18 protein-coding genes are annotated in these 20,233 nt (G+C 60.0%); 11 read left to right on the top strand and 7 right to left on the bottom strand.

Features of this window, described 5'->3' with window-relative positions; all coding sequences use genetic code 11:
• Window positions 1-296: 296 nt before the first annotated feature.
• Window positions 297-707 (top strand): DoxX family protein, encoded by a 411-nt coding sequence (locus tag CSZ94_RS15250; protein ID WP_102122280.1) that lies wholly within the window; start codon window positions 297-299, stop codon window positions 705-707.
• Window positions 708-763: 56 nt separating this feature from the next.
• On the opposite strand, the gene CSZ94_RS15245 is transcribed toward CSZ94_RS15250, so the two are convergent.
• Both CSZ94_RS15245 and CSZ94_RS15240 read right to left on the bottom strand, forming a co-directional pair.
• Window positions 764-1,414, bottom strand: a complete 651-nt coding sequence (locus tag CSZ94_RS15245; protein WP_102122279.1) for a CoA transferase subunit B — start codon at window positions 1,412-1,414, stop codon at window positions 764-766.
• A 20-nt stretch (window positions 1,415-1,434) separates the two neighbouring features.
• The gene (locus CSZ94_RS15240) at window positions 1,435-2,136 is read right to left on the bottom strand and encodes a CoA transferase subunit A (RefSeq protein WP_102122278.1); all 702 of its coding nucleotides are present in this window, start codon (window positions 2,134-2,136) and stop codon (window positions 1,435-1,437) included.
• Window positions 2,137-2,283: 147 nt separating this feature from the next.
• On the opposite strand from CSZ94_RS15240, the gene CSZ94_RS15235 reads away from it, so the two are divergent.
• On the top strand, window positions 2,284-2,850 hold the full coding sequence (locus CSZ94_RS15235) for a LuxR C-terminal-related transcriptional regulator (protein WP_102122277.1): 567 nt from the start codon (window positions 2,284-2,286) through the stop codon (window positions 2,848-2,850).
• Here the strand turns inward: CSZ94_RS15235 and CSZ94_RS15230 are convergent.
• Window positions 2,847-3,623 carry an SDR family oxidoreductase gene (locus CSZ94_RS15230; protein ID WP_034752351.1) on the bottom strand — a complete coding sequence of 259 codons (777 nt, stop codon included), beginning with the start codon at window positions 3,621-3,623 and terminating at the stop codon, window positions 2,847-2,849. The genes CSZ94_RS15235 and CSZ94_RS15230 overlap by 4 nt on opposite strands.
• A 251-nt stretch (window positions 3,624-3,874) precedes the next feature.
• Between CSZ94_RS15230 and CSZ94_RS15225 the strand changes: the two genes are divergently transcribed.
• From CSZ94_RS15225 to CSZ94_RS15185, 9 genes are all read left to right on the top strand, one after another.
• Complete coding sequence (locus CSZ94_RS15225) at window positions 3,875-5,551, top strand: electron transfer flavoprotein-ubiquinone oxidoreductase (protein ID WP_180977492.1); 1,677 nt, start codon at window positions 3,875-3,877, stop codon at window positions 5,549-5,551.
• A 214-nt stretch (window positions 5,552-5,765) separates the two neighbouring features.
• On the top strand, window positions 5,766-8,975 hold the full coding sequence (locus tag CSZ94_RS15220; RefSeq protein ID WP_102122275.1) for a tetratricopeptide repeat protein: 3,210 nt from the start codon (window positions 5,766-5,768) through the stop codon (window positions 8,973-8,975).
• Complete coding sequence (locus CSZ94_RS15215) at window positions 8,972-10,126, top strand: DegT/DnrJ/EryC1/StrS family aminotransferase (protein ID WP_308410567.1); 1,155 nt, start codon at window positions 8,972-8,974, stop codon at window positions 10,124-10,126. Before CSZ94_RS15220 ends, CSZ94_RS15215 begins: the two co-directional genes overlap by 4 nt.
• Window positions 10,126-10,854 carry an acetyltransferase gene (locus CSZ94_RS15210; RefSeq protein WP_102122273.1) on the top strand — a complete coding sequence of 243 codons (729 nt, stop codon included), beginning with the start codon at window positions 10,126-10,128 and terminating at the stop codon, window positions 10,852-10,854. The genes CSZ94_RS15215 and CSZ94_RS15210 overlap by 1 nt, the downstream gene beginning before the upstream one ends.
• Before the next feature lie 48 nt (window positions 10,855-10,902).
• The gene (locus CSZ94_RS15205) at window positions 10,903-11,502 is read left to right on the top strand and encodes an acyltransferase (protein ID WP_102122272.1); all 600 of its coding nucleotides are present in this window, start codon (window positions 10,903-10,905) and stop codon (window positions 11,500-11,502) included.
• A gap of 195 nt (window positions 11,503-11,697) precedes the next feature.
• A complete protein-coding gene (locus CSZ94_RS15200) occupies window positions 11,698-12,573 on the top strand; it encodes a flagellin N-terminal helical domain-containing protein (RefSeq protein ID WP_102122271.1) in 876 nt (291 codons plus the stop codon).
• Window positions 12,574-12,803: 230 nt separating this feature from the next.
• The gene (locus CSZ94_RS15195; RefSeq protein ID WP_102122270.1) at window positions 12,804-13,679 is read left to right on the top strand and encodes a flagellin N-terminal helical domain-containing protein; all 876 of its coding nucleotides are present in this window, start codon (window positions 12,804-12,806) and stop codon (window positions 13,677-13,679) included.
• A gap of 181 nt (window positions 13,680-13,860) precedes the next feature.
• On the top strand, window positions 13,861-14,736 hold the full coding sequence (locus CSZ94_RS15190) for a flagellin N-terminal helical domain-containing protein (RefSeq protein ID WP_102122269.1): 876 nt from the start codon (window positions 13,861-13,863) through the stop codon (window positions 14,734-14,736).
• A gap of 57 nt (window positions 14,737-14,793) precedes the next feature.
• Entirely contained in the window at window positions 14,794-15,891 is a 1,098-nt protein-coding gene (locus CSZ94_RS15185; RefSeq protein WP_180977491.1) for a hypothetical protein, read from the top strand.
• A gap of 42 nt (window positions 15,892-15,933) precedes the next feature.
• On the opposite strand, the gene CSZ94_RS15180 is transcribed toward CSZ94_RS15185, so the two are convergent.
• Genes CSZ94_RS15180 through CSZ94_RS15165 form a run of 4 tightly spaced genes read right to left on the bottom strand, consistent with a single transcriptional unit; the run spans window position 15,934 to window position 20,232 of the window.
• Complete coding sequence (locus tag CSZ94_RS15180; protein ID WP_102122268.1) at window positions 15,934-18,021, bottom strand: flagellar biosynthesis protein FlhA; 2,088 nt, start codon at window positions 18,019-18,021, stop codon at window positions 15,934-15,936.
• Window positions 18,018-19,157 (bottom strand): EscU/YscU/HrcU family type III secretion system export apparatus switch protein, encoded by a 1,140-nt coding sequence (locus CSZ94_RS15175; protein WP_102122267.1) that lies wholly within the window; start codon window positions 19,155-19,157, stop codon window positions 18,018-18,020. The genes CSZ94_RS15180 and CSZ94_RS15175 overlap by 4 nt, the downstream gene beginning before the upstream one ends.
• Entirely contained in the window at window positions 19,147-19,947 is an 801-nt protein-coding gene (locus CSZ94_RS15170) for a flagellar biosynthetic protein FliR (protein WP_102122266.1), read from the bottom strand. Before CSZ94_RS15170 ends, CSZ94_RS15175 begins: the two co-directional genes overlap by 11 nt.
• Before the next feature lie 12 nt (window positions 19,948-19,959).
• Window positions 19,960-20,232 carry a flagellar biosynthetic protein FliQ gene (locus tag CSZ94_RS15165; RefSeq protein ID WP_034757874.1) on the bottom strand — a complete coding sequence of 91 codons (273 nt, stop codon included), beginning with the start codon at window positions 20,230-20,232 and terminating at the stop codon, window positions 19,960-19,962.
• Window position 20,233 lies beyond the last annotated feature (1 nt).

Here is a 20,233-nt window from a genome sequence, read left to right as displayed (position 1 = left end):
CATCCCACCCACCCGACCGACGACGCCCACGTTGCACCGGCCGTGAGTATCGTCAAGTAAGCTGACCGCCTCATTGAAAAGCCCCGCAGATCGCTCTGCGGGGCTTTTTTCATTGCACGCGAGTTTTATCGCATCATCAACACACAGTAAATCATGCATCAATATTTATCATGATGATCAATGATTCAAAAAGCATTACAGTGCTGTCACCTGGTCGCCGCCAGGCTCGCGCATAATGACTTTGCGTTAATGCAAGCCTGACACCGAACCATCCACCTTTTTGAATGGAGTACCTCATGTCCCTCTCGCCCGCCTTCTACGCCACCTGGAACCCACGCCTGCTGGGCCTGCTGCGCATCATCCTCGGCTTTCTCTTCCTGCAACATGGTACGGCCAAGCTGTTCGGCGCACCGCATGTCGCCATGTTCGACGGCCTGCAACTGGCGTCCGTGATGGGCGCGGCCGGCGTCATCGAGCTCGTCGGCGGCAGCTTGCTGCTGGTCGGCCTGTTCACGCGCCCCGTCGCCTTCATCCTGTCGGGCCAGATGGCAGTGGGCTATTTCATGATGCACGCACCTAACGGCTTCCTGCCCATCCTGAACGGCGGCGAAATGGCCGTGATGTACTGCTTCACTTTCCTGTACTTCGCCGCTGCGGGTGCCGGCGCCTACAGCCTGGACGGGCTGCGCGCCAAGGCTGGCGCATAAAAAAAGGCGGACATCGCTGTCCGCCCCTCTTCAATACGACGATCCGCTTATTCCGCTTACACGGCCGAAACGTCCAGCTCAGCGCCCGTGGCGGCCTGCACTTGTTCCTTGCTCACGCCCGGCGCCAGTTCCACCAGTTTCAAGCCGTTTTCCGTCACGTCGATGACACCCAGGTCGCTGATGATGACATCGACCACGCCCACGCCCGTCAGCGGCAAGTCGCACTGTTTCAGCAATTTATGCGACGTCGTGCCATCCTTGGCCGTGGCCACGTGCTCCATCAGCACGACGACGCGCTTGACGCCGGCGACCAGGTCCATGGCGCCGCCCATGCCCTTGACCATCTTGCCTGGAATCATCCAATTCGCCAGGTCGCCCTTTTCCGACACTTGCATGGCGCCCAGGATGGCCAGGTTGATCTTGCCGCCACGAATCATGCCGAAGGAGTCGGCCGAGCTGAAGTAGGCGGCGCCGGGCAAGGCCGTCACCGTCTGCTTGCCCGCGTTGATCAGGTCGGCGTCGACTTGCGCGTCGGTGGGAAACGGGCCGATGCCCAGCAAGCCGTTTTCCGACTGCAAAAACACTTCCATATTGTCCGGCACATAGTTCGCCACCAGGGTCGGCAAGCCAATGCCCAGGTTCACATAAAAGCCATCCTGCAGCTCTTTCGCCGCGCGCGCGGCCATTTCATCACGTGTCCAAGCCATATTAATCTCCGTATTCTTTTTTATGCTTCGGTGCGCACGGTGCGCTGCTCGATGCGTTTTTCCGGGTTCGCGTTGACCACGATGCGGTGCACGTAGATGCTCGGTGTATGCACCTGGTCCGGGTCGATTTCGCCCACTTCGACCAGTTTCTCCACCTCGACGATGGTAATCTTGCCCGCCATGGCCACGTTCGGGTTGAAATTGCGCGCCGTCTTGCGATAAACCAAATTGCCGGCGCGGTCAGCCATGTAGGCTTTCACCAGCGACACATCGGCCACCAGGCTGCGTTCCATCACGTATTGTTCGCCGTCGAATTCGCGGATTTCCTTGCCGTCGGCAACGATGGTGCCCACGCCCGTCTTGGTGAAGAAGGCGGGAATGCCGGCGCCACCGGCGCGCAGTTTTTCAGCCAGGGTGCCTTGCGGCGTGAATTCCAGTTCCAGTTCGCCGGAAAGGTACTGGCGCGCGAATTCCTTGTTTTCGCCCACGTAGGAGGCGATCATTTTCTTGATCTGGCGCGTTGTCAAGAGCTGGCCCAGGCCGAAGCCGTCCACGCCGGCGTTGTTGGAAATGGCCGTCAGGCCCGTCACGCCCGAATCGCGCAAGGCAGCGATCAGTGCTTCGGGAATGCCGCACAGGCCGAAGCCACCGACGGCGATGGTCTGGCCATCTTGGACGATACCGGCCAGCGCCGAGGCGGCGTCAGGATAAACTTTATTCATGGGTGTCCCTCTATCTTTTGTTAAGCTTTGTTCTTGAGTCCATGACTCAGGCAGCGACTCAGCATAAAATACGCGAGTGGAAAGTACAATACCGTAGAACTACCGGCGCCGTGCCGGCCATCCCACTGTGAGAGTGATACGTATCAGATGAACGCCGCGTCAGCCATCGATTATGAAAGCATCTTCCTGCACGCGCCCGTGGGCATGTGCATGTCGGAAAACCGCATCATGCGCAGCTGCAACGAGGCGCTGGCATCCATGTTCGGCTATGCGCGCGCGCAACTCGACGACCAGTCCTTCGAAGTACTCTACCCCACGCACGACGAATTCCTGCGCACGGGTGACCGCATCATCCCCATCATGAATGCCAGGGGCCGCTATTCGGACGAGCGCATCATGCGCCGCAGTACCGGTGAATTGTTCTGGTGCCACGTCACGGGCCACGCCATGCTGTCGAACCAACCGCTGGGAGCGGGCATCTGGACGTTCGAGGATGTCAGCGAGAAACGCCCCGTGACGGCCGAGCTGACCCCGCGCGAGCGCGAAATCGCCGCCCTGCTGGTGGAAGGCAAGACCAGCAAGGTCATCGCCCGCCAGATCGACCTCAGCCCCCGCACGGTGGAAATGCACCGCGCCAAGCTGATGCGCAAGTTCGCCGCATCGACGTCTTCGGAGCTGGTACACAAGCTGGTGGGACTGCAGCTGCAGGGTTAGAAGGTACTCATTCCACCGTCTGCGGAAATGATCGCGCCGTTGATAAAGTGCGAATCCTCGCCCGCCAGCAACAGCAGCAGCCCGTCCAGGTCTTCCGGCTTGCCCGGGCGCTTGTTCGGCAGCATCTCGATCAGCTTCTTGCCCTGCTCGGTGGCGAAGTAATCTTCATTGATTTCCGTGGAAATGTAACCGGGGCAGATGGCGTTGGTGTTGATGCCATACTTGCCCCACTCCACGGCCATGGCGCGTGTCATGTGCACCATGCCGGCCTTGCTCATGCAATACACGCCGATCTGCGGCAACACCTGCAAGCCCGCCATCGAGGCGATATTGATGATGCGGTGCTGCTTCTTCGGGTCGCCCTTGGCGCGCGCAATCATGCGCTTGGCCGTTTGCTGGGCCACGAAGAAGGAGCCGCGCAAATTGGTGTCCATCACGAACGAATAATCTTCGGGCGTGACGTCGACCAGGCGTTGCGTGGTGGAGACACCGGAATTGTTGACGAGGATATCGATGGGGCCCGCTTCCGTTTCCGCATGCGCGATGGCCGACTTGATGCTGGCAAAGTCGGTCACGTCGAGCGACACCACGTGCGCGGCGCCGCCATCGGCTTCGATTTCGGCGCGCAACTCCTTCAGGCGTTCGGTGCGGCGCGACGCCAGCACGACCTGCGCGCCGGCCTGGGCCAGCACTTTCGCAAAGCGCGCGCCGAGGCCGCTCGATGCGCCGGTAATCAGGGCAATCTTGCCCTCGAAATTGACTTCTATGCCCACGAGCTACTCCTGTTTTGTTTTAGATAACACTTTACGCCGCGCCACTGGCACAGGGGCAAAATACCCTGCGCCACAGTTGAGCAAAGGTAAACGCCATCATTACACAAAATGGCCGGATTTAGATTGCGGCGAGGGGCAATGTCACGCAAAATGGCGCCAAAGTTGCAATCCTCGTCAAAAACAAGCACACTCGTGCTTAAATTTATCCGAAGATTCCTCACCCACCCATTTAGTGACTAACAATCGAGACCATGACACAGCCTAATAACTTAGTTGAACAGTACGGACCGCGCGAGACCATGGAGTATGACGTGGTGATCGTCGGCGGTGGCCCCGCAGGCTTGGCGGCGGCCATCCGCCTGAAGCAGCTGGCCGCTGAAAAGAGCCAGGAAGTGTCCGTCTGCGTGCTGGAAAAAGGCGGCGAACTGGGCGCGCATATCCTGTCCGGCGCCATCATGGACCCGAAAGCTTTGAGCGAACTGATTCCGAACTGGAAAGAACTGGGCGCGCCCCTGAACACGGCAGTGACGGAAGACCGCATCCTGTTCCTGACGGAAACCAAAGCCTACAAGACACCGAACTTCGCCGTACCGGCCTGCTTTGAAAACCACGGCAATTACATCGTCTCGCTGGGCAATGTGGTGCGTTGGATGGGCCAGCAGGCGGAAAACCTGGGCGTGGAAATCTTCCCTGGCTTCCCTGCCGCGGAAATCCTCTACAACGACGACGGTTCCGTGAAAGGCGTGGCAACCGGCAATATGGGCGTCAAGCGCGACGGCGAACCGGGCCCCGACTTCCAACTGGGCATGGAATTGCATGCCAAGTACACCCTGTTCGCCGAAGGCGCGCGCGGCCACCTGGGCAAGCAATTGATGGCCAAGTATGACTTGAACGCCGGCAAGGACCCGCAATCGTACGGCATCGGCATCAAGGAATTGTGGGAAATCGACCCTGCCCTGCACCAGCCGGGCCTGGTGATCCACTCGACCGGCTGGCCACTGGACGCGAAGACCTACGGCGGCTCCTTCCTGTACCACCTGGAAAACAACCAGGTGATGGTTGGCTACGTGGTCGGCCTGGCCTACGAAAACCCGTATTTGTCGCCGTACGAGGAATTCCAGCGCTACAAGACGCATCCGGAAATCCGCAAGTTCTTCGAAGGCGGCAAGCGCATTTCCTACGGCGCGCGCGCGATCACGGCCGGCGGCCTGCAATCGTTGCCGAAACTGGTGTTCGCCGGCGGCGCGCTGATCGGCTGCGATGCGGGCTTCCTGAACATGAGCCGCATCAAGGGCAGCCACGCAGCCATCAAGAGCGGCATGCTGGCGGCGGACGCGGCCTTCGGCGCGCTGGGCGAACAGCGCCAGCACGACGAACTGTCCAGCTACCCTGTCGCGTTTGAACAATCGTGGCTGCATGAAGAGCTGCACGTAGCGCGCAACGTCAAGCCTTGGCTGTCGAAGGGCCTGTACCTGGGCAGCGTGATGACGGCCGTCGACCAGCTCCTCTTCCGCGGCAAGGCGCCGTGGACCCTGCACCACACGCATGGCGACCATGAATGCCTGAAGCCGGCAGCCCAGTCGAAAAAGATCGTGTATCCGAAACCCGATGGCAAGCTGACCTTCGACAAGATGTCGTCCGTCTTCATCTCGAACACGAACCACGCGGAAGACCAGCCCATCCACCTGACCTTGAAAAACGCCAGCGTGCCCGTCGACGTCAACCTGGCCACGTATGCGGGCCCGGAAGCGCGCTACTGTCCCGCCGGCGTGTACGAGTTCGTGAAAAACGACGACGGCGCCGAGCGCCTGCAGATCAATGCGCAAAACTGCGTGCACTGCAAGACCTGCGACATCAAGGACCCGACGCAAAACATCGTGTGGGTGACGCCGGAGGGTGGCGGCGGTCCGAATTATCCGAATATGTAAGCAGCGTCGCCAGCTTGCAGGAAGACAGCGCCCTACCCAACGGTAGCGCGCTGTTTTTTATTAAATACATCATATTCCTCCGTGCTTTGACCCGCCAGCAACACCAAGTTTGCATTGCGACAGCATTCCTGGAAAAATTCCGCCTCGAATGTTTCTCAGAAGCACTTCCAGCAGTTACAATTCCCTCTGCTAACTATTTCACCTCCCCCCTCCCATGAACGCAAACGCCCATCCCGCAGCGCCCCTCGACGCCGAATTGCAGCAGGCCATCACTGCACACCAAGCTGGCCGGTATGCCGAGGCGGAAGAGCTGTACCTGGCGATTTTGCAGGCACAGCCGTATCACGCCATTGCCAACCACAATATGGGCTTGCTGGCGGGACAGGTCGGGCAATACCAGGCCGGCTTGCCGTATCTGCACAAGGCGCTGTCGGTCAACCCCGACGAAGGCCAGTTCTGGCTGTCGTATGCGGATGGCTTGCTCAAGGCGGGCGAACGCGAACAGGCGCTGGAGATCGTCACGGCAGCCATCACGCGCGGGCTCGACAACGAACAGTCGCAGGGCTTGCGCAGCCGCATCGAAACGGCCATAGCAAGCACGCCGACAGCGCAGGAAACGCAGCACGTCATTGAGTTGTATCAAGCCGGCCACCATGCCGAACTGGAAGTGGCCAGCCACGCCCTGACGCAGCGCTACCCCGAGTCGGACTTTGCCTGGAGCGTGCTGGGCACCGCCATGCAATTACAGGGCAAGGATGCCTTCGAGGCCCTGCAAAAAACCGCGCAACTGGCCCCTAACGATGCCGAAGCGCATGGCAACCTGGGCACCGCATGGCAGGAACGTGGCATGTATGCGCAAGCGGTCGACAGCTATACGCGGGCGCTGGAATTGAATCCGGACTTTGTCGAGGCGCATGGCAACCTGGCAGCGGCGCTGCAGGCGCAAGGCAAGCTGGAGCAAGCCGAACAGGCATACCGGCAAGCGCTGGCGCTGCGCCCAGACTATGCCAAGGGACATTTCAACCTGGGCAATACATTGCAGGCCATGCGGCGCAGCGCCGAAGCCGTCATTTGTTATCAAAGTGCACTGGCCCTGCTGCCGGGCGACGCTGAAATCTACCTAAATCTGGGCAACGCGCAGCAAGACCTGAAACAATGGCAAGCGGCCATCGTCAGCTATCGGGCTGTGCTCCAACTTGCGCCGCACACCAAAGCGGCACATGCCAATCTGGCGGCGGCGCTGCATGAGGCCGAAGATTACGAGAGTGCGGTAAAAACCTGTCAATCTGGCATCAATTTGCATGCCGACGACGCCAAGCTGTACAACAATCTGGGACGCGCACTTCAGTGGCTGGGCCGGGTAGAGGAAGCCATCGCTGCGTATGAACAAGCGATCGCGCTCGATGGCGACTTCCCACAGGCGTTGAGCAATCTGGGATTACTTCAATGCAAGCACAAGAACTACACTGCAGCCATCGAGTACTGCATGCGCGCGCAGCGCCTGCAACCTGACGATGCGCCAACCTGCGCCCAGCTCGCGATCGCCTACGGGAGCGCCGAAGACAGGGACAATGCGCTAAAGTACTTTCAACAGGCCATCGACATGGCGCCTGAAAACGCCGCAATGCATAAGCACCTGGGCGACTACTACAACACCATTAAGCGCTTCGAGCAGGCCGTAGCGTCATACCACCAGGCGCTCAAGTACGAACCAGACAATAGCGAGACGCATAACAACCTCGGCGTCGTTCTACAGGAATTGAAGGCTTACGACGAAGCTACCGCTGCGTACGCGCGCGCGCTGGAATTGCATCCGAAAAACACCTCGGCGCTCATTAACCTAGGTTCGACACAACAGGCGCAGAATCAAATCGAACTGGCCAGGCAGACTTATCTGGCCGCTCTCGCTATCGACGCCGAATTTGATCGCGCTCACTTTGCACTCGGCAATTGCCACGTGCTCATGAGTGAACCTCTGCTGGCCCTCGATTGCTATCACAAGACGCTGGCAATCAATCCCGACTATCGCGATGCCTACGTCAATATCAGCGCCACTTTCAGCAATATTGGCCGACTAGACGAAGCTCTTGCAACCTGCCGCAAGGGACTGGCCGTTTGCCCGCTGTGGGAAACCCTGTTCAGCAACTACCTGTTCTTGCTGTTGCATAGCGCCAACATTGATGCCCCAACACTATTTGCCGAGCATCAGCGCTTTAGTGAAACGTTCGAAAAGCACGTCACCAAGAACCCGCTGCCGCACGACAATACCCGCGACCCGCTGCGCACCCTGAAGGTGGGCTTTGTGTCAGGCGACCTGCTTAACCATCCGGTGCCACACTTCCTTATTCCAATCTTGGAAAATATCGTAGATGGTGCCCAATTGTCACTGTATGCCTACCACAATAATGCGCAAAACGACGATATCACAGAGCGCCTGCGTGAAGTCATTCCCCACTGGCGTCAGGTCGAGCACCTGTCCGACCCCGACCTGGCACACCTGATTCGCGACGATGGCATCGATATCCTGATCGATCTATCTGGTCACACTGGCAAGAACCGCCTGCTGATGTTCGCTGCAAAACCTGCACCTGTCCAGGCAAGCTGGATCGGCTATCCGCTCACCACGGGCTTGCAGGCCATGGATTACTACCTGAGCGACCCGTTTTTTTCGCCGCCCGGGGAATTAGACAGCCAGTTCACCGAGAAATTATTGCTGCTGCCGGCCTGCGTGCCCTTCCTTCCATCCGTATTTGCACCCGCCGTGCAGCCCGCGCCCGCCCTGGCAAATGGCTATATAACCTTCGGTAGCTTCAATCGTTTGAATAAGATCAACCGCCAGGTGGTCGCGCACTGGTGCCGGTTGCTGCGCGCCCTTCCGGATTCCAGGATGCTGCTCGCCGCCATGCCGAAATCCGAAGCGCCAAAACAACTGGAGGCCTGGTTCGGGGAAGAAGGCATCGCGTTGGAGCGCCTGACCTTTGAAGGACGTACCGGCATAACACAATTCATGGCCATGCACCACCGCGTCGACATTTGCCTCGACACCTTCCCGTACGGCGGCGGCACGACCACCTTCCATGCGCTGTGGATGGGCGTGCCCACGCTCACGGTGGCCGGTCCCACCTTGCCCAGCCGAGCCGGCACGATGATCCTGCGCCAGATCGAGCTGGAAGAATTCATTGCCAGCGACGGCGACGATTTCGTGCGCAAGGGTGTGGCTATGGCAGGCAATCCCATGCTGCTGGGAGCCTACCGCTTCAGCATGCGGCACCGCCTGGAACGCTCGACTATGGGCAAGCCCAAGCTGATCACGGAAGGTCTGGAAAATGGCTTGCGCATCATCTGGCAACGCTGGTGCGACGGCTTGCCTCCCATCTCGTTCGAAGCCCCCGTGGCCGTGCCCAACCCGCCGATCGGATTATGATGAGCGATCAAAAAAACAAACCGGTGTATGTCACCCAGCCCCTGCTGCCGCCCCTGGCAGATTTCCTGCCTTATCTGGAGGCGATCTGGGACAACAAGATCCTGACCAATGGCGGCCCGTTCCACCAGCAGCTCGAGCAAGCGCTGTGCGACTACCTGGGCGTCAAGCACATCTGCCTGTTCGCCAATGGTACGCTGGCGCTGATGACAGCCTTGCAGGCGCTGCGCATCAACGGCGAAGTCATCACGACGCCGTATTCATTTGTCGCCACTGCCCATTCTTTGCTGTGGAACAATATCAAGCCCGTGTTTGCCGATATCGAGCCGCACAGCCTGAACCTCGACCCGAGCAAGATCGAGGCGGCCATCACGCCACAGACCACCGCCATCATGCCCGTGCATTGCTACGGCCGGCCATGCGATATCGAAGCCATCGAGAAAGTTGCGGACAACTACAATTTGAAGGTCATCTACGACGCGGCGCATGCGTTTGGCGTGCGCCACCGGGGCGGCAGCGTGCTCAATCATGGCGATCTTTCCGTGATCAGTTTTCACGCCACCAAAATTTTCAACACCTTCGAAGGCGGCGCCATCGTCTGCCCAGACGCCAAGACCAAGCAGCGCATCGACCACCTGAAAAACTTCGGCTTCGTCGATGAAGTCACGGTGGTCGCGGCAGGCATCAATGGCAAAATGAGCGAGATCAATGCCGCCTTCGGCTTGCTGCAGCTCAAGGGTATCGACGGCGCGCGCCAAAAGCGCAAGGCCATCGATGCGCACTACCGGCAGCAACTGGCCGGCATCGACGGCATCACTTGCCTGCAGCAGGGTGAAGGCGAGGCGGCCAACCATGCGTATTTCCCGATATTGGTGGGTCCCGGCTACCCGCTGGCCCGCGACGCCCTGTTCCAGCTGTTGCGCGACCAGGAAATCTACGCGCGCCGCTACTTTTACCCTTTGATCAGCGACTTCCCCATGTACCGCGGCATGCCGTCCGCAGCGCACGCAAATCTCCCCGTGGCGCGCCTGGCATCATCGCAAGTGATTTGCCTTCCCATCTATCCGGACCTGGAGATGGCAAGCGTGGATGCCATCATCGCCATGATCGCCGCCCCCGCGCTGCAACAAGCATCGATACGGAACATAGTCTGATGAACATTTCCACTGAAACCAATTTTTCCGGTGTGGCGGAGAACCATCCGTGGTCTGGCCAATTCACGGTACTCGGCTACGACGATGGCGCCATCAGCACCCTGCCCCATCAATTTTTCCGAAACTGGCTGGACCTGGAACCGACCAGCGGGCACTTCTACATAGGACGTGGCTCCGGTTTTGGCGTCGGCTCGCTGGTAAAATACGACAGCGGGCAGCAAAGCCTGTGCGTGGGTCGCTATGTGGCCGGCGGCTCGCGCCTGCGCTTCCTGCTCAACGGCCGGCATGAAATGCGCACGATCTCGACATACATGCTGTCGATCCTCGGCGGCGGATTGAAAAATGCCCCCCCGCCACAATATGCCGACACAGTGATCAAGAATGATGTCTGGATAGGCGACGAAGTGATGGTGCTGGGCGGCTGCGTGATCGAAAACGGCTGCGTTATCGGCGCCCGCTCGCTGCTGCCACCCAATTTCCGCAGCGAACCGTATGGCGTGTATGCGGGCTCGCCCGCACGCCTGATCCGCTACCGCTTCACGGAAAAAGTCCGTGAAGCGCTGCTGGAACTGGCCTGGTGGGAAATGCCGCTGAGCTGGGTGCGCGACAACAACGCCATGTTTTTGGAAGACATGTGCGCCGACGAAGCGAAGGCACTGTTGGTCATCGACATACTGAAAAACAGCCGCAAACAATGGGAAGAAAAACACGGAAGCGTGGCTGCCTGAGTGCGGCAAGGCCAGCACTGCCATCCCGATTACCTGCAAGGAGTGACCATGAGTGACTTGTTTAATCCAGGCTATTACACGGAAGACGACTTGCGGCGTGCGGGCTTCCGCGCCGTCGGCAACAACGTCCGCGTTGCCAAGAACTGCGTGATTGTCGGCATAGAAAATATCTCGCTCGGCAACAATGTCCGCATTGACGGCTACAGCACCCTGGTCGCTGCTGACGGCGGCCACATCCGCATTGGCAGCCATGTACATATCGGTGGCTACGGCTTTCTCTCGGGTGCGGCGGGCATCACGCTGGAGGACTTCTCGGGTCTGTCGCAAGGCGTGCGCCTGTATAGCAAGACGGATGACTACAGCGGGGCCAGCTTGACCAATCCCACCGTACCGGAAGAATTTACCAATTGTAAAAGCGGTCCCGTGCATTTGGGCCGCCACGTCATCATCGGCTCGGGCAGCGTCGTTCTGCCGGATGTGACGATAGGCGAAGGCACGGCCGTGGGCGCTCTTAGCCTGGTGACCAAATCCCTGGAAAGCTGGGGCCTTTATACCGGCACGCCGGCAAAGCGCCTGAAAAACCGCGCGCGAGGCTTACTCGTAGCAGAAACATTGCTTTTAGAGAAACTGGCCTGCGCGAAAAAATAACCCGAAGTCACAGTCCGGCACAGGCTAGCCCTAAACCAGAAACATGCCAAAAAAGATACTTTCACGTTGACGCAAGGCCGTCCATGAAAAAATTTCCATGCGGCATTTAATGAAGTGCACGGAACGGTCGTCTTGTACTGATAGGAGCAGCTAAAATTCGCTCCTCACCGCAACCACCCAATTAGGAATGACACCATGCTGAGCCTTCACACCAACGCTGCCTCCCTGTCGGCACAAAACTCGATCACGAACACCCAAGCCAAACTGTCGACTTCGATGACGCGCCTCTCCACCGGCTTCCGCATCAATTCGGCCATGGACGACGCTGCCGGCCTGCAAATCGCCACCCGCCTGAAAGCACAAACCAGCGGCATGTCCGTTGCCATGAACAACACGCAAAACAGCACCTCGATGCTGCAAACCGCCGAAGGCGCTTTCGCTGAAGTGACGAACATGCTGGTGCGCATGAAAGACTTGGCAACCCAGGCAGCCGATGCCTCGTCGACCGGCAACGACAAGACCGCCATGCAAGCCGAGTACAACGCACTGGGCCAGGAACTGTACAACGTCATGACCAACACCACGTTTGGCGGCACCAAGCTGCTGGGCAAGGGTAGCGCCGCAGCTGACGGCACGTTGTCGACGTCGATGACCTTCCAGATCGGCGCCAGCTCGACCGAAAAAATGAGTTTCGATGTCTCGACCAACCTGGCCTCGTTGAATACCGCCCTCGGTGGCTTGAGCACGAACTTCTCGTCAGCAGCCACGACGACTTCCTCGGAACTGACCGCTTCCGCCAATGCCACCATCGGCCTGCTGGCGACCGCCATCGACAGCGTCAGCACCGTGCGTTCGGCACTGGGCGCGACGGCCAACCGTCTGGACCACGTCAACACCAACTTGTCGAACATCGCCACCAACACCAAAGCTGCTACCGGCCGCATCATGGACACCGACTTCGCTACCGAAAGCTCAAACATGACGTCGTCGCAAATGCTGCTGCAAGCTGGCACCGCGATGCTGAAACAAAGCAACAGCATGTCCTCGATGGTCATGTCCCTGCTGCAATAATATTGACCCGGCCGCTTGCGGCCAGTCACTCGAAGCCAGACTCCGGTCTGGCTTTTTTTCGTACGCACCCATACAAACATGCCGCAAGATGGGCCGGCGAGCAACAAATACCATTTATTTTCAAAAATTTCCTTAAAGCATTTAATTAAGGTGGCGGAACGGTCGTCTTGTACTGATAGGAGCAGCTAAAAGTCGCTCCTCACCGCAACCACCCAATTAGGAATGACACCATGCTGAGCCTTCACACCAACGCTGCCTCCCTGTCGGCACAAAACTCGATCACGAACACCCAAGCCAAACTGTCGACTTCGATGACGCGCCTCTCCACCGGCTTCCGCATCAATTCGGCCATGGACGACGCTGCAGGCCTGCAAATCGCCACCCGCCTGAAAGCACAGACCAGCGGCATGTCCGTTGCCATGAACAATACGCAAAACAGCACCTCGATGCTGCAAACGGCCGAAGGCGCGTTCGCTGAAGTGACGAACATGCTGGTGCGCATGAAAGACTTGGCAACCCAGGCAGCCGATGCCTCGTCGACCGCCAACGACAAGACCGCCATGCAAGCCGAGTACAACGCGCTGGGCCAGGAACTGTACAACGTCATGACCAACACCACGTTCGGCGGCACCAAGCTGCTGGGCAAGGGTAGCGCGGCAGCTGACGGCACGCTGTCGACGTCGATGACCTTCCAGATCGGCGCCAGCTCGACCGAAAAAATGAGCTTTGACGTGTCGGCCAACCTCTCCACGCTGAACACGGCCCTGAGCGTCCTGAGCGCGAACTTCTCGAGCGCCGCTGCGGCAGGCGCAACGGAACTGACGTCCAACGCCAACGCCAATATCGGCCTGCTGGCGACCGCCATCGACAGCGTCAGCACCGTGCGTTCCGCACTGGGCGCGACGGCCAACCGTCTGGACCACGTCAACACCAACTTGTCGAACATCGCCACCAACACCAAAGCTGCTACCGGCCGCATCATGGACACCGACTTCGCTACCGAAAGCTCGAACATGACGTCGTCGCAAATGCTGCTGCAAGCTGGCACCGCGATGCTGAAACAAAGCAACAGCATGTCCTCGATGGTCATGTCCCTGCTGCAATAATATTGACCCGGCCGCTTGCGGCCAGTCACTCGAAGCCAGACTCCGGTCTGGCTTTTTTTTCGTCTGCGCCAGCATGCATACCCAGCAAATTTAACTAAATTGCCATCACGTTTAACGATGTTGCCGGCATAGTCGCCTGTACAAGGTAGAACACCACACAATTGCCTACCGGAGCCGCCGCGTGCTGAGCATTCATACCAATACTGCCGCACTGTCTGCCCAGCGGGCCATGGGCTGGGCGCAGCAAATGCTGTCGACTTCGATGACGCGCCTCTCCACGGGCTTTCGCATCAACTCGGCCATGGACGACGCGGCCGGCCTGCAGATCGCCACCAGGCTGAGCGCCCAGACCAGCGGCATGGCAGTGGCCATGCGCAACACGCAAAACAGCACTTCGCTGTTGCAAACGGCCGAAGGCGCGTTTGGCGAAGTCAGCGCCATGCTGGTGCGCATGAAGGACCTGGCCACCCAGGCAGCGGACGCGTCGTCGAACCAGAAAGACCGCGACGCCATGCAGGGCGAGTACGATGCGCTCGGCGCCGAGCTGTACAACGTGATGACGAACACCCGCTATGGCGGCACTTTATTGCTGGGTAACGGCAGCGCCGGCAAGGGCACCTTGTCGCAAGCCATGACGTTCCAGATCGGCGCCAGCGGCAGCGAGACCATGCAATTCAACGTGGCGGGCGACATGGGCAACCTGGACGCGGCGCTGCAGGCGATCTCGGCCAATTTCGCGCCAGGCGCCACGCCGGGCAGCGAATTTACCAGCAACAGCAGCGCCAACGGCATGATCGACTTGCTGGCAGCGGCCATCGACAAGGTCGGCAGCGTGCGCTCGGCGCTGGGCGCCACGGCAAACCGGCTCGGACATGTCTACAATAACCTGTCCAACATGATCACCCACACCAAAACCGCCATCGGCCGCCTCATGGATGTCGACTACGCGGCGGAAAGCGCCAACATGACGTCGGCGCAAATGCTGCTGCAAGCCAGTACGGCCATGCTCAAGCAAAGCCAGAGCATGAGCAAGCTGATTCTTTCCTTGTTGCAATAATTTCGATTCGGTCAAGATGGCGGAATTTATTCATATGTATCACCAGAAAGCAATGGCATGGCGATAGACCGCATTTCATCGGGCAATCCGGTACCCTTGATTACCCAGCGTTTCGACGTCAGCCCCGCGACGCCGATGGTGCCCGGCGTGGTGCAGCCGCTGGTGCCCATCGGGCCCTACATGGCGCCTGCACCCGATGCGGGCACCCTGCCGGCACAACTGCAACAGGGCCAGGACAGCCTGGCGTCCCTCATCAAGCCCAATGCCGATGGCACGGGCGGTGCCATGCCGCGCGACAGCAGCGCCATGCAGGTCAATCAACTGTTCTTCACGCGCCAGCTGGTCTGGCAACCGCCCGATGCGGCGCAGCTGGCCGCCTCTTGGCGCGTGATGGTAAAGACGTATGGCGAGCAATACGCGGCCCTGCAGGAACAGGCACGCGGCCAGCACGTGCCGGGCAATCTGTTCATGGCCGAGCAGCAAGCTGCCCTGCTGCGCGAAGGTGCCCGTCCGCCCTTGACGGTCGACAGCGAAGCGTGGCGCTTTGCCGTATATGGCTGGGGCGGCCAGCGCCTGCTGCTGCGCGTGCTGGCCAGCGACGAAGACGAAGAGGCAACACCGAGGCGGCGCGGCAAGGTGGCGCTGCGCGTCGAACTGCTGATTGCCGGCATCGGCCGGGTGGTGATCCAGATGGAACCGGCAGGCGACGGCGTGCTGCTGGAACTGGCGGCCGACGAGGAAGCCGCCTTGCGCCACTTGCGCCTGGCCCTGCCCGAGATTGCCGGCGCCGTGCGGCGCGCAGGCTTGCGCGTGCTGCGCTGCCGCCTGAATCGCCAGTTGCACGCGCAGCGCGTGCACGGCAATTACCCGATGCAAGCGGGCGCCGCCTCGCTATCGCTGCCCCTGTTCCGCGCCATGGCCGAAGTGGCGCTGCTGCTGACGCAGCCGGAAGCGGAAGCGGCGGCCAATCCCGACGCGCCCGGAGCTCCCCCGGCCGTAGCCGAAGAGAAAACCATCATCGCCTCGAAGGAAGTGGCGGCGCCGCTCGGTTATGATTATGGCGACGAGGAAGAAGCGGCGCAAGGCCGCAGCGTGCTGTTGCTGGCCGACGGCCAGGAGCACGACCTGCTGCCGCCGATCGACGAGCAGGATTGATGCAGCAAAAAAAAACGGCGCCCGCAGCGCCGTTTTTCATTTTTACCCTACCGTACCGATGATGCTCACTTCGCGGTTTTCAGGGATTTCGTTGTACGACAGCACATGCAGGCCAGGCGCGAACAGGCGCGCATAGCGGGCCAGCAAAGGACGAATCTGCGGCAGCACCAGCAGCAGCGGCGGCGTGGCTTGCTGTTTCATCTGCTCGCGCGCCACCGGCATGTTCAGTTGTAGCTGCGACAACAGATGCGGGTCGATCGGGTAATTATCCAGGGTCACCTTGCCCGACTGGCGCGCCTGGTTCAGCGAACCGAGCAGCATGTTTTCCAGCTCGCCACCCAGGTTAAACGCCTGCATTTCCATCTTCTGGCCGAACAGGCCGCTGACGATCTGGCGCCGCAGCGCGCAGCGAACTTCGGCCGCCAGCAGGATCGGGTCCTTGGTGGTTTCCGAACTGTCGAGCAAGGTGGTGGCGATGGGCACGATATCTTTCAAAGACACATTTTCCGCCAGCAAGACGCGGAACACGCGCAGCAGCTGCGTGTGCGTCAGCGCCTTGTCCAGCGCGCCGGCCAGCTTGGGCGACAGGGCCGTCAGGCGCTCCATCATGTTCGAGACATCTTCGTGGCGGAATAGTTCCGGCAAGTATTCGCGCACCATCTTCGACAAGTGCGTGGCGATCACGCTGGGCGCCTCGATGACCTGGTAACCCAGGCCCAGCGCATGCGCCTTTTCACTCGGTTCTATCCACGTGACGGGCATGCCGTAGGCAGGTTCGATGCCGGGAATGCCGTCGAGCTGGCCGTACACGTTCGGCGACGGAATCGCCATCAGCCGGTCGGCCTGCACTTCCGCCTGCGCCACCACGGTGCCCGACAGCACGATGGCGTACTGCGACGGTTTCAGGGCCAGGTCGTCGCGCACGCCGATGTTCGGCAGCAGCAAACCCATGGCTTCGGACAAACTCTGGCGCACGCCCTTGACGCGCTTGTTCAACGGTTCACCTTGCGTTTTATCCACCATGCCGACCAATTTATAGCCGAGCATCACCATCAATGGCTGCACGGCAGGCAATTGCTGCCACTCCATCTCGGCAGGCTTGTCATCGCGCAGTGCCGCCTCGATGGCCGCCATGCCGGCCGCATCGGGCCCCTTCACGCGCTTGGTCAGGCGCCAGGCGACAAAAGCCAGTACGCCCGCAAAGGTCATGAACATGAACCACGGCATGCCCGGGATCAAGGCCAGCGCCACCATCATGCCGGACGCGCTGAAGATCACCGTTGGCGAGGTCAGCACCTGGCCTGCCACTTGCTGCTCGAAATCGCCCGAATCGCTGATACGGGTCACCAGGATGGCGGCCGCGGCCGACAGCAGCAGGGCCGGAATCTGCGCCACCAAACCATCGCCGATGGTCAGCAGCGCGTATTGACGGAAAGAATCGCCGAACGACAAGTCGTGCATCAGCGAGCCGATGGCCACGCCACCGACCATATTGATGATTAAAATCAAAATACTGGCAACGGCATCGCCGCGCACGAACTTCGACGCACCGTCCATGGCGCCATAGAAATCGGCTTCAGCAGCCACGTCCTTGCGGCGGATCTGGGCTTTTTCCTGGTTGATCAGGCCGGCGTTCAGGTCGGCATCGATGGCCATCTGCTTGCCCGGCAAGGCGTCGAGGGTAAAGCGCGCGGACACTTCCGAGATGCGCTCGGCACCCTTGGTGACGACGGCGAAGTTGATAATCATCAAAATCACGAAGACCACGATGCCGACGACGAAGTTACCACCGATCACCACGTTACCGAAAGCCTCGATCACTTTACCGGCCGCGTCCGCGCCCGTATGGCCGTGCAGCAACACTACGCGCGTGGACGCCACGTTGAGGGTCAGCCTGAGCATGGTGGTGGCCAGGATCACCGTCGGGAAGACGGAGAAGTCGAGCGGCCGCTTGGCCGACACGCTGACCAGGATGACGATCAGAGCCAGCACGATATTGAAAGTGAACAAGATATCGAGCAGTACCGGCGGCAGCGGCAGGATGATCATCGCCAGGATCACCAGCAGGAACAGCGGCGTGGCGAACTTGTGGCGGCGCATTTCGGCAACCACGCGGTTCAGGAAATTCATGAAGGGACTACCTCGCTCAAATGAGATGACACGACCACCTCGGTGGGAAATGGGGGCTGGGCGGCTCGCTGCCCAGTACGGAATGCTTTCAGCTGGAGTATGTAGTTGAGCACCTGCGACACGGCCTGGTATAGCTGCACGGGAATCTGCTGCTGCACCTGACTGGTGTTGTAGATGGCGCGCGCCAGCGGCGGCAGTTCCAGCGTTTCAATATGGTGCTCCTTCGCCACTTGCCGGATATACAGCGCCATTTCATCGACGCCCTTGGCAACGACAAACGGCGCCTCGGCGCGGTCCTGGTCATACTTCAGTGCAACGGCGTAATGCTCGGGATTGACGATCACCACGTCGGCGTCGGGCACGGTCTTGCGCACGCTGCGTCGGCCGATCTGCTGCTGTAACTGGCGGATGCGCTGGCGCACTTCGGGCCGGCCTTCGCTGCTCTTGTGCTCTTCCTTGACATCCTGCTTGCTCATGCGCTGGTTGCGGGCAAAGAAAAACGCCTGCGCCGGCACGTCGATGATGGCGAACAGGACGAAGACGGAAATGAGGGCCATCAAGCCATCGAGCATCAAGGCCGAGCCATCGAGCATGGCTTGCTGCAGGGGCCGGTGCTGCAAGTCCACGTACTGCCTCAGGCTGGAACGGCTCACATGCACGAGCACCATGCCCAGCACGGCGGCCTTGGCGATGGACAAGCCGAATTCAAAAGCATGCTTGGGCGCAAACAGCCGCCCCAGATTCTTGGCCGGACTCAGGCGCTCCATCTTCGGCATCCAGTTCTTCGTGCTGATGACCCAGCCGCCCGGCACCAGCGAGCCCAGCACCACAAACAGGGGCACGCAAAACAGCGGCACGATCATCTTGATCAGCAAGCCCACCGAGGTGGAAAACGCCATCGACATGGCATTTTCCAGCGCGCCCTTGCTGTCGAGCGGCATGAAGGCCATGGCGAACAGTTCGCGAAAACTTTGCAGGTAGCCCGGCAGCAAATAAATGAAGACCTTCATGCTGATCAGGATGCCCAGCGCCGTCGACAGGTCGCGCGAACGCACCACCTGCCCTTCCTGGCGTGACTTCTTCAGCTTTTGCTGTGACGCCTTCTCTGTCTTGTCGCCGGTGCTGTTATCCGCCATGGGCCACCCGCATCTGTTCGGTGAGCATGTCCAGCACGCGATTCGTCATGGCGATATAGTGCTCGGGGATAAAGCGCACGATCTGTATCAGCATCAGCAGGCCGAACATGGTGATCATGGAAAAGCCCAGCGAAAACAGGTTCAGCGACGGCGCCACGCGGTTCAGGAAGCCGAAGCCCAATTGCACCACCATGGTGGAAAAGACGATGGGCAAGGCCAGCAGCATGGCGGCGGCGAAAATCCAGGCCACGTTATAGGCCACCGTCTGCAGCAGCAGCGGTCCGTAGCCCTGCCCCACGGGCCAGGCCGTGAAACTGGCGCCGATCACGCCCGTCAGCACCAGGTGGCCGTCGATGGCGAAAAACACGATCATGCACATGATGGTGAGCAGGCCCGTGATCACGTCCGACGAGGTGCCGTTGAGCGGATCGTTCATGACTGCCATGGAAAAGCCCACCTGGCTCGACACCAGGTAACCGAGCACCGACATGACCGACATGGCGAAGTGGAAGGCCAGGCCCAGGATGAAGCCGATGATGGCCTGCTCCAGGGTGGCGACGACGGCGTGCAGCGAAAACGGATCGATTTTCAACAAGTCCTGCGAGATGCCCGACGCCTGCATCACGGGCAGCATCAGGATCGCCAGCACCAGCGACAGCAGCACCCGCACGGGGATGGGCACCATGGCGTCGCCGATCACGGGCGAGGCGCTGAGCATGGCCAGGATGCGGCAGAACGGCCACCACACGGCCAGCAGAAACGGCAGCACCTGATTGAAAATCTGATCCATGGGCGCGCGGCGCTATCCGACCAGGGTGGCGGCGCGCTGAAAAATGGACACGCAATAATCCATCAGATAACCGGCCATCCAGCGCCCGGCCAGTATCAACGCGAGCAGGGTGACCAGCAGGCGCGGCAGGAAACTCATGGTCTGTTCATTGATCGAAGTGGCCGCCTGCACCAGCGCGACCAGCAGGCCCATGAGCAAACCTGGCACGACCAGGATCACCACCAGCAGCATCACGACATGCAATGCTTCGATGATCAGGTCGACGGCGACTTCAGGGGTAAACATG

It is taken from the genome of Janthinobacterium sp. ROICE36, assembly GCF_002869965.1.
In the GTDB taxonomy this organism is placed as follows: Bacteria; Pseudomonadota; Gammaproteobacteria; order Burkholderiales; family Burkholderiaceae_D; genus Janthinobacterium.
This window is presented reverse-complemented; position numbering and strand designations above follow the sequence as displayed.